Here is a 13,148-nt window from a genome sequence, read left to right as displayed (position 1 = left end):
GCCGGGAGCGCCGGGAGGCTCCGATTCCAGGCGCGCGGCGCAGCCGAACCATGCGTTGCCGCAAGGCACGGGCCTGCCGCCGTCAGGGCAACCCGGCGCTCCGGCGGCAAGGCCAACGCCGCTTGACGCCGGGAGCGCAGGCTCCGATTCCGGGCGCGGCGCAGCCGAACCATGCGTTGCCGCAAGGCACGGGCCTGCCGCCGTCAGGGCAACCCGGCGCCTCCGGCGGCAAGGCCAACGCCGCTTGTGACGCCGGGAGCGCAGGCTCCGATTCCGGGCACGGCGCAGCCGAACCACGCGTTGCCGCAAGACAAGGAGCTGCCCACGCCGGCTGGGCAACGGGGTCGCCGGCGACGCCGGGAGCGCAGGCTCCGATTCCGGGCGCGGCGCAGCCGAACCATGCGTTGCCGCAAGGCACGGGCCTGCCGCCGTCAGGGCAACCGGGCGCCTGGCGCCGAAGCCGACGCCGCCTACAACGCCGGGAGCGCAGGCTCCGATCCCAGGAGCGATGCAACCAAACCATGCTTTGCCGCAAGGTACGAGCCATGCCGTCTGGCGTCGAGCCAAGGGCGCATCAGCCGCAAGCTCCGGCCGGGGCTGCGGTTCCGGGAGCCGCGCCGTCAGCGCCGAAGCCCCCGCGCCAAAGCAAGGCGTCCAAGGCGTTCCGCCGCCGACTGCCCCGCAGGAAAGAGTCACGCCTCAACCCGCGCCGCAAGCAAAGCCGAAGCCCCCTGAACCCGCAGCGGTCCATCCGAACGCGCCTGTCGTGCAGCCTAAAGCGCCTGCGCCTGCCCCAGCGCCAATCAAGGCGCCGCCGGCGCCGGAAGTGAGGGTTCCCCAGGCGCCGCTGCATCAGCAGGAGAACAAGCCTCCGCCGCCGCCGCCGCAGGCGAAGCCTCAGCCTCAGCCTCAGCCTTCGGTGCAGGGCAAGCCCTCGCAGGTGAAAAAGCCTCCAGGGTCAGAAGCCGAAGAGCCACGCCGCTAGGAGCGCCATGACAGGGGAGCCTTACGGCGGCGCTCGCAATGGCGCCGGCGCTTGGCGTTTGCGCAAGCCGTTGTTACACTCGCGAATTGCCGCAGCGGATCAGCGTTCCCGTCCAAGGCTTCGGGAGTGAGAAGTGGGACCAGTGGAGAGCACAGGCGCGGCGTCGAGTTCCGCGCCGCCGGCGTCGGCGTCCGGCATAAGCGGCAATAGCAACTTTATCGGCGCGGGTTCGGGCGGACCCGGCGCCGATCAAGCTGGTATTCTCACCGGCCGCTTCGCCCGGCCGCCGCATCGGCCGGGACGCGAGCATGTCTATGCCGCGCTCGATCTTGGCACGAATAATTGCCGCTTGTTGATCGCGCGGCCAGGGCCGGACCGAACCGGACGACCCGAATTTCGAGTCATCGATTCCTTCTCCCGCATCGTGAGGCTCGGCGAAGGCCTGTCGCGAACCGGCCGCCTCAGCGAAGAAGCGATCGAGCGCACGCTCGGCGCGCTCGAAGTCTGCCGCGACAAGATGCGCGCGCGCGGCGTCACCCGCGCCCGCCTGATCGCGACCGAGGCCTGTCGGTCGGCGCAAAACGGAGCCGAATTCCTCGCCAGGGTCCGCGAGGAGATCGGTCTCGAACTGGAGATCGTGGACCGCGAAACGGAGGCGCATCTCGCGGCGGCGGGCTCGGCTTCGCTTGCCGATGCGGCCGCCGAGGGCGTGCTTTTATTCGACATTGGCGGCGGATCTTCTGAAATCGTCTGGCTCGGCCGCGCCGGCGGGGGCTCGCGCGCCGGCGCGCAGCAGCCTATTGATCTCGCGTTGCGCGAAAGGGTTCGCTTCTGGGTCTCCCTGAAGCTCGGGGTCGTGACCTTGGCGGAAAGATTCGGCGGCCTCGAAGTATCCGATGCGGTCTTCGAGGCGATGATCGAACATGTCGCCTATGAGCTGCAGAGCTTCGTCGTCATGGTGGGCGCGGAGCGTCGCTGCCAGCGCTTCCATCTCCTCGGCACCTCCGGGACCGTCACGACGATCGCCGGGGTGTTTCTCGGGCTTACGCGATATGATCGGCGCCGCGTCGACGGTCTGTGGATGTCGAGCGATGAAGTGAATCAAGCCGTCGCAGTTTTGCGCAGGATGACTTATGGCGAGCGCGCCGCCAATGGCTGCATCGGGCTTGGCCGCGCCGATCTAGTGCTCGCCGGCTGCGCCATTCTTGAGGCGATCCGCCGCGCTTTTCCGGCCGATCGCGTCCGTATCGCCGACCGCGGCCTGCGCGAAGGCATATTGCTCCAGCTCATGAGCGCCGACGGGGCGTGAGCCGCGATCACCGGCCTAAGGCGCGCGGCTGGAGCGTTACGGACTTTTAAGCGCGACGAAATAGTTTCCCAAATTGACATTCGTCAATCGCTGGACTGGCGCATTCGCTCTCGAGATTAAGAGCGACTTATGAGGGCGCGCCACGATCGTTTCATTCGCATTTTCCGTCGCGCGCCAATTCCAGCCACGCTGCAAAATGCTTTGGCTTCGGGGGATAAAGATCTCTATGGCGACAAGATCCGACAAAGGATGGCGAGCCTTGCGCCGCCGCCCGATTTGCACAGCGCTTGCCGCCGTCGGCTTGATCGTGGCGAGCGCCGCATTCGCCGAGACGCCCCGCTCGCAGACGGCTGTTAAAGCTGCGGCGCCGAAGGCGACAGCGCTCGCGACGGCGGCGGCCGAGCGGGCCAATAATGCTCTGTCGGCCTATTCCGAGGCGCTCGCCGTCGCCGCTGCATCCTGGGGTTCGCCGCTCGTCACTATGTACAGCCTTCGCTACAATGACGCGGTCGGCCCGCATCCCAAGGCCGCCGTGAACGCGATCTGGCGCATGGAGGACATTTCGACGCCTGAGCTTTCGCAGGAGGCGGGCTATGTGATGCCGAACGTGAACACGCTCTACGGCTTCGGCTTTCTCGATCTCGCCGCGGAGCCGATCATCCTGACCGTCCCGGACTCGCATGGCCGCTACTACATGGTCGAGATCGTGGATTTTTGGACCAACGCCTTCGCCTATGCGGGCGGGGTCGCGACGGGCTACAAAGGCGGTAAATTCGCTCTCGTCGGCCCCGGCTGGAAGGGGAAGCTGCCGGCAAATGTGAAGCGGATCGATTCGCCGACGCGCTGGGTCTTGGTCCAGCCGAGGGTTCATGTGATCAATAGACACGATCTGCCGGCGGCCAAGGCCGTCCTCGATGCGATCACGGTGCAGGGGCTCGCGGAAGCCACGGGCAAGAAGCCGCCGGCGGCCCCGACCTATCACTATGCCGCGCCCGAATTTTCAGACCCGAAGCTGCCGGTCAGCGCCTTGGCCTTCAAGGACCCGCTTCAGTTCTGGGAGATTCTTGGCGAGGCCATGGCCGAGAACCCGCCTCCGAATGACCAGGTGACGGCGCTTCTGCCGCTGTTCAAGCCGTTGGGGCTTGCAGCCGGAAAGCCATGGGATCGCGCCAAGGTCCCTCCGGTCGTGGCGGACGCCTTGGGCAAGGTCGCCAAGAAGATCGGGGCCGATCTTGCCTTGCTTCCGAGCGGCGGCTTCCGCAACGGCTGGGTTGTCCCCGCGCCGACGATCGGCAATTTTGGAACCGATTACTACAATCGGGCGAGCACCGCGCGGAACGGATTGACGGCGAACACGCCGCGCGAAGCCATCTATATTGGCGGCCTCACCGGCAGCGACGGCGAGCGCCTCACGGGCGCCAATAAATACGCGATTACCTTCAAAGTGCTGCCGCCCTATGTCGAGCCGGGCTTCTGGTCGCTGACCCTGTATGACCTCGCAAATAATTACACCGTCCCAAATCCGATCAACCGCTATTCGCTCGGGAGCGACGACAAGACGCTCAAGCTCAATCCGGACGGCTCCTTGACGATCTATCTCCAAAAGAACAGCTCGGGCGGCGAGAAGGAAACAAACTGGCTGCCTGCGCCGGCGGGGGCTTATTATTTGATTCTACGCGCCTATGCGCCCGGAGAGGCTTTGATCCGCGCGCAGACGGAGCCCGACGCCTTTCCGCTTCCGCCGATTGTGGTTGCGGAGTAGCAGCAGCGCAAAACTCAAAACTTGTCCAAATCCCGCCCAAGAAAAATCGTGAGCGTGACATAGGCGCCATATCGCGGGTCAAATTTATTCTTTACAAAATGAAAATCGCGCCAACCCATTTTCGATTGGGTCCCAAGATGTTTTTGCTCAGCCGCCGCAAAATGATCGCCGGAGCTTCCGCTTCCTCCGCAGCCTGCCTTGCCGGGTGCGTCAACACAAACCCGAATCCCGCGGCAAACGCCGCGATTCCGCCCCAGCCGTCGGCCTCGCGCGCCGACGCGGCGGATACCGTCCAGGCGAATTACTCTGCGATCTATGCGGAGCTCAACGACGGCGGCTTCACCGTTCCCGCATTCAATGCCGGCCAGGTCAATTCGGCGTTTCTCCGCGCGAATATCGCCTACGCGACCAAGGAATCGCCGGGCACGATCGTGGTCGATCCCGGCAATCACCTCCTCTACCATGTGGAAGATGGCGGACGGGCGACCCGCTATGGCGTTGGGGTCGGACGCGAGGGGTTCGGCTGGTCGGGCGAGGCGCGGATCAAGAGCAAGCAGGAGTGGCCGGACTGGTATCCGCCCAAGGAAATGCTCGACCGAAGGCCGGATCTCATGAAAGAAATGGTTGAGCTGCAAAGCGGGATTGGCATGCACGGCAGCCCCGCCAACCCTCTCGGCGCCCGCGCCATGTATCTCTGGCAAGGGAACCAAGATACGTTGTATCGCATCCATGGCACGAATGAGCCCTGGACCATTGGGCAGAGCTTCTCCTCCGGTTGCATTCGCATGATCAACCAGGATGTGATGGATCTCTACCAGAAGACAGCGCTCGGCGCGCGCGTCGTGGTGCTTTCGTACTCGGGCGCGCAAGCTGCGAGCCCCACGCACGCCTGAGGCATGCGGCGGCTCGTTCACCTAAAACCTTGTCGCGCCGTCAGCGTCGCAGGGTCGCCTTCGATCGCGCGTTCGTTGCGTAAGAGAATATGCAGCGCGAACTTGCCTGCATTAAATTAGCGAATGTCTGTTTGGCGACCTTCAGCTCGCTAAAGATCTAAAGACGGTTTCGTTTCAAATGCGGCGACGCAAAACGATCCATCCGTAAATTTAAATAGCGCCTCCGCCAAAACTCTACGCGACTTGTGAAGGCCGACGCTATAAAGCTGACATTCGGCGCTTCACCTCGGATCTCTCCTTGACAGGATCAAACCCTTCATCCGGCCGCGAAGGCGGGCGGTCGCTCAAGACGCGGGTCAAGACCGCGCGCAAGCGCTCGCTTTCCTCGACCCTGTGGCTTGAGCGCCAGCTGAACGATCCCTATGTGGCGCGGGCCAAGCGGGAGGGCTACGCCTCGCGCGCCGCGTATAAGCTGATCGAGATCGACGAGCGCTATCATTTTTTGAAGCCCGGCCAGAGAGTTGTCGATCTTGGCGCTGCGCCCGGAGGCTGGTCGCAGGTGGCCGCGCACAAGGTCGGCGCGGATCAGGGCAAGGGCAGGGTCATCGGCATCGATCTCCTCGAGATGGAGCCGCCGCCTGGCGTCGAATTCAAGGTCATGGATTTTCTCGAGCCGGATGCGCCCCAGCGGCTCATGGAATGGCTCGACGGCAAGGCCGACGTGGTCCTTTCCGACATGGCTGCGAACGCGACCGGACATAAGAAGACCGATCATTTGCGCATCATCGGCCTCGTCGAGCTTGCCGCCGATTTCGCCTGCGACGTTCTCGCCGAGGGCGGGGCGTTTCTCGCCAAGGTGATCCAGGGCGGCACGGAGACAGAACTGCTCGCCCGCCTGAAGCGCGAATTTGCGACAGTGCGCCACGTCAAGCCGCAAGCGAGCCGCGCCGATTCGGCCGAGCTTTATGTTCTTGCGACGGGCTTCCGCGGCGCCAAGGACTGATGCGGCTTAGAGCGCGTCCCGATCACCTGGAGTCACATGATCGACAAGGACTGGCTCAGTCAAAGAGTTGGAGCATGTCCTTATCGAAAAACCGGGTCCACTTTTTCGGGACATGCTCTAGCGGTCGGCGCTGGCCTTCTGATTGAGAGGCTGCGCCTCCTTGGCGCGGCGGGGCGTGAGCTCCGATCCGGCATCCGCCGGCAGGCGCAAGAATGTCAAGACAGAGCTTAGCGAGACGAGCGCCATCGCTGCAAAGGCCCATTTGAAATTCTCGGCAGCGAAAGGATCGGCGCCGCCGCTGAAGCGGCCGACGCCCTGGAGCGCGCCGGCGCCGACCGCAATGCCAAGGCTCAGCGACAATTGCTGCGCGACCGAGGCGAAGCTGACCGCCCGGCTCATTTTCGCGGGCTCGATCTCGGCATAGACGATCGCATTGAGGCTTGTAAATTCAAGCGACCGGAAAAAGCCGCCGATGAATAATACGCTCATCATGAGCATCAGCGGCGTCGTCGGCGTGAAGAGGCCGTAGCAGGCGAGGAAGCCGGCGCTCAAGATCGCGGTGGAGATGAGCACGCGGCGAAAGCCGAAGAGTCGCAGGATCGGGCCGGCCGTGGTTTTCATCAGCATGGCGCCGGCCGAGGCGACGAAAGTGATCGACCCGGATTGAAAGGGATTCATGCCGAAGCTCATTTGCAGCATGAGCGGCAGAAGGAAAGGGATCGATCCGATGCCGATGCGGAACAGGGAGCCGCCGGTGACGCTCGCGCGAAAGGTCTGGACCGAAAGCAGCGAGAGGTCGAGCAAAGGAAAGGCCGCGCGGCGCGCATGAAAAACATAGGCGGTCAAGAACAGGGCGCCGAAGCCGACCAGCGCGATCGTGACGTCAAGCGGAGCAAAGCCGCGTCCCGCCGTGGCGAGTCCGAAAATAAGCGAAGCGAGCCCAAGGCCGGAGAAAAGAAACCCGGTCACGTCGAGCGGCCATGAGGTCTCTTCGCGCACATCCTCAATGAAGGCGGTCGCCAGGATGATCCCGACGATTCCGATCGGCACATTGATCCAGAAAATCCAGCGCCAGTGAAAATAAGTGGTGATGAAGCCGCCGAGCAGCGGCCCGGCGATCGGCCCGAGCAGCGCGGGAACGGTCAGGTAGGAAAGCGCGCGCACGAGATCGGATCGTTCGACGGAGCGCAAGAGCAAAAGCCTGCCGACCGGCGTCATCATCGCGCCGCCGAGACCTTGAACGACGCGGGCGCTGACAAGCCCGGGCAAAGTGCTGGATAAGCCGCAGGAGATAGAGCCCAAGGTGAAGACGAGGATGGCGAGGCGGAAAATGGTCCGCGCGCCGAACCGGTCCGCCGCCCAGCCGCTCGCTGGAATGAAAACCGCGAGCGACACCAGATAGGACATCAAAGTGAGCTTGAGGGAGATCGGATCTTCGTGGAGATCCAGCGCGATGGCCGGCAATGACGTGGAAATGACCGTCGCATCGAGATTTTCCATGAACAAGGCGCATGCGACAATCAGCGCAGTGATCAAATATCGAGGCAAATGCACGGTTCCTTGCGTCGTCTCATTGCTGGCTTGCGAAAGGCTCGTCCGTCGTCAGCGGAGCCGGCTTTTTGATGGCTCAGCCGCGTCCTTACAAGGCGAGATATCGACGACAGCCAGGCATCAGGCGATGAGAGTCCGGCGCGCTCGATCAATTGCGTCCCCGAAGATGTCGAGTCGCTCCGCAGCGCGCGCAACGATCAAAGCCCCTTCGATCGTTATGATGGCCGAGGTGGCGCGCTCGACCGCCTCGTTTGGGCTTATGCCGGAATGGCGCAGCGCCCTCGCAAGGGCGTCAATCCAGTCGCAGATGAGCGCGCCGACGTCGGCGTCGATCGGATCGCGGCCGCGGCTAAGCAGCATGCTGGCGACGAGACAGGGCGCCGCGCCGCCATCATAAAGTTCGCTGATCGCCGCCAGCATCAAATCAACGCGATCCGCCAGGGGGATTGCGGCCCGCAATGGGGCGAGAATACGCGCCTCCATCCAAGCCTTGGCGAAGGCCACGACGGCGGCCGCCATATCTGCCTTCCCGCCCGGGAAATGGTGATAAAGGCTCGATTTGCCAAGTCCCGTCGCATGCGAAATCTCGCCGATTGACACGCCTTCATAGCCGGCCCGCCGGAAAAGGTCGAACAAGCGAAGAATGATCTCCTCGCGCGAGCGGGGAGGCGACGGGGCGCCGGTGGTCATCGAGCCATCATATATTCTTCATCCTCGGCGCGCTCGGTCGTCGTGAAGCGCGATCGCGGGGGCGGAGCGCTCCGACCGGATGGGCGGCTCTGCGCGGCGCAAATCTTGCTTAATGGATCTTTTGCGCGACCAAAAGAGGGTCGCGCAGGCGGGCGTTTTCGGCGGTGAGCGCAGCGATTTGCTTTTGGATCTGATGAATGGCGGCTGAGGCCTCTTCGGCGTCGATTTTTCGCGGAATGTGCTGAGAGCAATTGACGTCCCAGGCCTCGACCGCGATTAAAATCGCCTGTTCCGGCCTGGCTCTGTAACCTTTAGGCGTCAATTGGTTGATTAAGGCGGCGTCGTTTTCGACGACTTTCGCGCGGCCCCAGACTTTCACCCTTCGCCGGTTCTCATAGTCCATGAGAAACAGAAATGCGCGATCATTCTCGGCGAGGTTGCCAAGTGTGACATATTGGCGGTTGCCAGCGAAATCCGCAAAGGCGAGCGTGCGGGAATCGAGGACCTTTATGAAACCCTTGGGACCGCCGCGATGTTGCGCATAGGGCTGCCCAACAGCACTCGCCGTCGCGAGATAGGCCGTATCGATCTCGCTAAGGAAAGCCGAGAGCGCCGGCGTGATCTCGACGTTAAACCCACCGCGCAGCTCGGTTTTGGCATAGGCGCTGCGTGATCCCCGACGCTCTTGGATCGCCTTCACGCTTGGGCTAAAGGCTATGTCGCTCGATGGCGTTGACATGGTTTCTCTCTTACGTTCGAGCCCGCCCGAAATCACGGCCGGGCTCCCATTTTTGCGGATTATGCTTTTTAGGCCGCCCGACGCGCTTCCGCGACCGGGAAGTCCACATCGGTCTTGAAGACGTCATTCACGTAATTGGTCAGCACATTAAGCGCGACATTGACCACGATTTCGATGATTTCGGCGTCGGAATAACCCGCTAACCGAACAGACTGCAGGTCGGCGTCAGTGACTGAGCCCCGTTCCGCCGCGATCTTTCGGGCCAAGCGGACGGCGGCGTCGGCCTTCGGATCATTTGATCGCCCGTCCCGATTGGCGGCGATCTCGGCGGCGTCGAGCATGGCCAAATTGGCTGCAAAATAGGCGTGCGCGGAATTGCAATAGGTGCATCCGTTCACATTCGCCACGGCGAGCGCGATTCTTTCGCGCGTTGCGGCGTTGAGCTTACCCTTTGCGAGCGCGCCATTGAGGCCGTGATAGCCTTCAAGCGCTTGCGGGCTCGTGGCTAAAAGCCGGAACATATTTGGGACTTTGCCGAATTTGCTGTTCACGGCCTCCAGCAATGGCTTGGCTGAAACGGGGACTTCGTCGATTGAAGTGGGAGTTGGGATACGCGACATGATCGATCTCCTTGCGTAGGCGGTTGGTGCGAAAGCTGGCTTGAATGCCGTCATGAGCGGCTGGACATCTATGTACCGAACGTTCGGTACATAGTCAAGTGGGTTTTCCGCCAACCTTCTGGCTACGCGATTCGCCGGTCTCTCCTTTGCGCTTCGTCACATGCGTGCTAAGAGCCGCCGGCAACTCTCGGTCGATGCGATTTCCGCGAGAATCGCTCCCCGCACAGGCTCCGGCGGCCTCTCCGCCCGAGGCAAATTACGGAGTTGACATTTGACTCTCATAAAAAGACCCCCGCTCGCCGAAGCGCTCACCTTCGACGATGTGCTTCTTCAGCCGGGCCATTCCCTGGTCTTGCCCAGCGCGGTCGAGCTCAAGACGCGGCTCACCTCGACGATCAGCTTGAACATTCCGCTTGTGTCCTCGGCCATGGACACGGTGACCGAGGCGCGGCTCGCCATCGCCATGGCGCAGGCCGGCGGGATTGGGGTCATTCATCGCAATCTCGATCCGTCCGAGCAGGCGGAGGAAGTCCGCAAGGTGAAACGCTTCGAAAGCGGCATGGTGGTCAATCCGATCACGATCTTTCCGGACGAAACGCTCGCCGACGCCCTGGCGCTCATGCGCCAGCACGGCATTTCCGGGATTCCGGTCGTCGAGCGCGGTCCGGGCGGCAAGCCGGCGAGGCTTTGCGGCATCCTGACCAACCGCGACGTGAGATTCGCCGACAATCCATTGCAGCCGGTTTCCGAGCTGATGACGAAGGCGCTGATTACCGTCCGCGAAGGGGTGAGCCAGGACGAGGCGCGGCGGCTCCTGCATCAGCACCGACTCGAAAAGCTGATCGTCGTCGATGAGGACTTTCGCTGCGTCGGCCTCGTTACCGTCAAGGATATGGAAAAGGCGACCTTGCATCCGGACGCCTGCAAGGATGCCGAGGGCCGCCTCAGGGTCGCCGCGGCGTCAACGGTCGGCGACCATGGTTTCGAGCGCGCGCTGATGCTGATCGACGCCGGAGTCGATTGCATCGTGGTCGACACCGCGCATGGCCATTCGCAATCCGTGCTGGATCAGGTCGGGCGGCTGAAGCGGGCGTCGAACAAGGTCGCCCTTATCGCCGGAAATGTGGCGACGGCCGACGGCGCCAAGGCGCTGATCGACGCCGGCGCCGACGCGATCAAGGTCGGCATCGGCCCAGGCTCGATCTGCACGACGCGCATAGTCGCCGGCGTCGGCGTTCCGCAGCTCACCGCCATCATGGATTGCGCCGAAGCCGCGCGCGCCTCCAACGTCCCGGTCATCGCCGATGGCGGCATCAAATATTCCGGCGATCTCGCCAAGGCGATCGCCGCCGGCGCCGATAGCGCCATGATCGGCTCGCTCTTCGCCGGAACCGACGAGAGCCCCGGCGAGGTCTATCTCTACCAGGGCCGCTCCTTCAAATCCTATCGCGGCATGGGCTCCGTCGGCGCGATGGCGCGCGGCTCCGCCGACCGCTATTTCCAGCAGGACATCAAGGACCATTTGAAGCTGGTGCCCGAAGGCGTCGAAGGGCAGGTGCCCTATCGCGGCCCGATCGGCGCGATCGTGCATCAATTGGCGGGCGGCCTGCGCGCCGCCATGGGCTATGTCGGCGCGGCGACTGTCGAGGAGTTCCAGGCCCGGGCGAGCTTCGTTCGCATCTCGGCGGCGAGCCTGCGCGAAAGCCACGTGCATGACGTCGCAATCACGCGAGAGAGCCCCAACTATCCGACCGGAGTGTGAGGAGCCTCATGACTCTCCAAACGATTCTTCTGCCGCTCTTCGTCCAGGTCGGCCTTACGTTTCTTCTCGGCTTCTGGATGGCGACGGAGCGCCGCGGCGTTTTTCGGCGCGGGCAATTGCATTGGCGCGACATCGCCTTGAAGCAAACGCCTTGGCCCGGTCGGGCGCAGCAGGTGAGCCAGGCGTTCCAAAATCAATTCGAGGCGCCGATTTTATTCTACGTCCTGGTGGTGCTGGCGCTCGCGACCAAGAAGGCTGACTTCGCCTTCGTCGTCATGGAGTGGCTGTTCGTCGCGAGCCGCATTGCGCAGGCTTTCGTTCACACGACCTCCAATCATGTTCCGACGCGGGGCCAGCTTTATATGTTCGGCGTGATCGTGCTGTTCCTGATGTGGGCGATCTTCGCGATCCGCATTCTCTTTCCTTCTGCTTTTGGAGTCCTATGACGCCCGGCGCGCGCGTCGCCGCGGCGATTGAAGTTCTGGATGATATTGAAGCGCGGCGCAGGCCTGCCGCCGACGCCTTGAAGGATTGGGGCCTCTCGCATCGCTTCGCTGGCTCCAAGGACCGTTCCGCCATCGGAACGCTCGTCTTTGACGCGCTGCGCCGGCGCGCGTCCTCGGCCTTCATCATGGGCGTCGAGACGCCGCGCGCCATAATGCTCGGCGCCATGCGGCAGGTTCGCGGCATGAGCGTCGATGAGATTGCGGCGCTCTGCACAGGCCAAGCGCATGCGCCTTCGACTCTTACCGAAGCAGAATCCGAACGTCTCGCCTCGGCTGATCTCGCAGGCGCGCCTGTGCATGTCGCCGGCGATTTCCCTGAATGGCTCGAGCCTTCCTTCATCGCCGTCTTCGGCGAGGCCGCTGTCGCCGAGGCGAGCGCGCTCGCCGCCCGCGCGCCGCTCGATCTCCGCGTCAATACGCTGAAGGGGACGCGCGACAAGGCGCTTGCGAGCCTGGCCCATCTGCAGCCGCAGCCGACGCCCCTATCGCCTTTAGGGCTTCGCTTGCCCTTGACCTCTGACGGACGCGGCCCGGCGCTCGCCGCAGAGCCAGCCTATGTCAAAGGCCTCGTCGAAATTCAGGACGAGGCCTCGCAGCTTGCGGCTCTTCTCGCCGCGGCGAAGCCCGGCGAACAGGCGCTCGATCTTTGCGCGGGGGCCGGCGGCAAGACGTTGGCGCTCGCCGCCTTGATGCAGAACAAGGGCCAGATCTACGCGACGGACAGCGACGGGCGCAGGCTCATGCCGATCTATGCGCGGCTCGAACGCGCCGGCGCTCGCAATGTTCAGGTTCGCCCGCAGCGCCGCGGCGGGGAGGGGCTCTCCGACCTTGAAGGGCGCTGCGATCTTGTCCTTGTCGACGCGCCCTGCACCGGAACCGGCGCATGGCGGCGCAATCCCGACGCCAAATGGCGGGTGAGGCCCGGCGCGCTCGATCAGCGGATCGCGGATCAGGATCAGGCGCTTGTCGAGGCGGCGCGCTTCGTGAAGCCCCGCGGGCGCATTCTTTATGTCACCTGCTCGGTCCTGCGTGAGGAGAACGAAGACAGGCTAGCGGCGTTTCTCGCCGCCCATCCCGAGTTCAAGAGCCTGCCGGCGCGAGACATGGCGGAACAGGCCGAATTGCCGGGCCTCGTCGCATTTGCGTCGCGGTTCGGCGAAGGCCTGCGCCTCACGCCCCTGACAAGCGAGACCGACGGTTTCTTCATCGCCATGCTCGTGCGGAGCTAAAGCGTGATCCCAAAAACTTGCGGAGTTTTCGGGATCACGCGTTACGACAAGCCATGATGGGTGAAAGTGGAGACGGAACTTGCTCAATAGATCGGATCG

12 protein-coding genes are annotated in these 13,148 nt (G+C 63.4%); 8 read left to right on the top strand and 4 right to left on the bottom strand.

Annotated elements, in window-relative coordinates; genetic code table 11:
- Positions 1-508: 508 nt before the first annotated feature.
- The 5 genes from RZS28_RS04220 (at position 509) to RZS28_RS04200 (ending at position 5,952) form a co-directional block, all read left to right on the top strand.
- Positions 509-985: a hypothetical protein gene (locus RZS28_RS04220; RefSeq protein WP_407340018.1), complete on the top strand. Its 477-nt coding sequence runs from the start codon at positions 509-511 to the stop codon at positions 983-985.
- 259 nt (positions 986-1,244) lie between these two features.
- Positions 1,245-2,294: a Ppx/GppA phosphatase family protein gene (locus RZS28_RS04215; protein WP_407341036.1), complete on the top strand. Its 1,050-nt coding sequence runs from the start codon at positions 1,245-1,247 to the stop codon at positions 2,292-2,294.
- A 259-nt stretch (positions 2,295-2,553) separates the two neighbouring features.
- Positions 2,554-4,056 (top strand): DUF1254 domain-containing protein, encoded by a 1,503-nt coding sequence (locus RZS28_RS04210; protein WP_407340016.1) that lies wholly within the window; start codon positions 2,554-2,556, stop codon positions 4,054-4,056.
- Between the two features lie 137 nt (positions 4,057-4,193).
- Positions 4,194-4,949 (top strand): L,D-transpeptidase, encoded by a 756-nt coding sequence (locus RZS28_RS04205; protein ID WP_407340014.1) that lies wholly within the window; start codon positions 4,194-4,196, stop codon positions 4,947-4,949.
- A gap of 298 nt (positions 4,950-5,247) precedes the next feature.
- A complete protein-coding gene (locus RZS28_RS04200; protein WP_407340012.1) occupies positions 5,248-5,952 on the top strand; it encodes an RlmE family RNA methyltransferase in 705 nt (234 codons plus the stop codon).
- A 117-nt stretch (positions 5,953-6,069) separates the two neighbouring features.
- Here RZS28_RS04200 and RZS28_RS04195 read toward each other — a convergent pair whose 3' ends face one another.
- The 4 genes from RZS28_RS04195 to RZS28_RS04180 form a co-directional block, all read right to left on the bottom strand.
- Positions 6,070-7,500 (bottom strand): MFS transporter, encoded by a 1,431-nt coding sequence (locus RZS28_RS04195; RefSeq protein WP_407340010.1) that lies wholly within the window; start codon positions 7,498-7,500, stop codon positions 6,070-6,072.
- 123 nt (positions 7,501-7,623) lie between these two features.
- Positions 7,624-8,193: a TetR/AcrR family transcriptional regulator gene (locus RZS28_RS04190; RefSeq protein ID WP_407340008.1), complete on the bottom strand. Its 570-nt coding sequence runs from the start codon at positions 8,191-8,193 to the stop codon at positions 7,624-7,626.
- A gap of 109 nt (positions 8,194-8,302) precedes the next feature.
- The gene (locus RZS28_RS04185; protein WP_407340006.1) at positions 8,303-8,932 is read right to left on the bottom strand and encodes a pyridoxamine 5'-phosphate oxidase family protein; all 630 of its coding nucleotides are present in this window, start codon (positions 8,930-8,932) and stop codon (positions 8,303-8,305) included.
- A 68-nt stretch (positions 8,933-9,000) separates the two neighbouring features.
- A complete protein-coding gene (locus tag RZS28_RS04180) occupies positions 9,001-9,552 on the bottom strand; it encodes a carboxymuconolactone decarboxylase family protein (RefSeq protein WP_407340004.1) in 552 nt (183 codons plus the stop codon).
- 271 nt (positions 9,553-9,823) lie between these two features.
- Between RZS28_RS04180 and guaB the strand changes: the two genes are divergently transcribed.
- Genes guaB through RZS28_RS04165 form a run of 3 tightly spaced genes read left to right on the top strand, consistent with a single transcriptional unit; the run spans position 9,824 to position 13,049 of the window.
- Positions 9,824-11,314: an IMP dehydrogenase gene (guaB, locus tag RZS28_RS04175; RefSeq protein WP_407340002.1), complete on the top strand. Its 1,491-nt coding sequence runs from the start codon at positions 9,824-9,826 to the stop codon at positions 11,312-11,314.
- A gap of 8 nt (positions 11,315-11,322) precedes the next feature.
- On the top strand, positions 11,323-11,760 hold the full coding sequence (locus RZS28_RS04170; protein WP_407340000.1) for an MAPEG family protein: 438 nt from the start codon (positions 11,323-11,325) through the stop codon (positions 11,758-11,760).
- A complete protein-coding gene (locus RZS28_RS04165; protein WP_407339998.1) occupies positions 11,757-13,049 on the top strand; it encodes an RsmB/NOP family class I SAM-dependent RNA methyltransferase in 1,293 nt (430 codons plus the stop codon). Before RZS28_RS04170 ends, RZS28_RS04165 begins: the two co-directional genes overlap by 4 nt.
- Positions 13,050-13,148: the final 99 nt, after the last annotated feature.

This window comes from Methylocapsa polymorpha, assembly GCF_045689225.1.
GTDB lineage: Bacteria > Pseudomonadota > Alphaproteobacteria > Rhizobiales > Beijerinckiaceae > Methylocapsa > Methylocapsa polymorpha.
The sequence above is the reverse complement of the archived record's forward strand: the minus strand, read 5'-3'. Positions and strand labels throughout refer to the sequence as shown.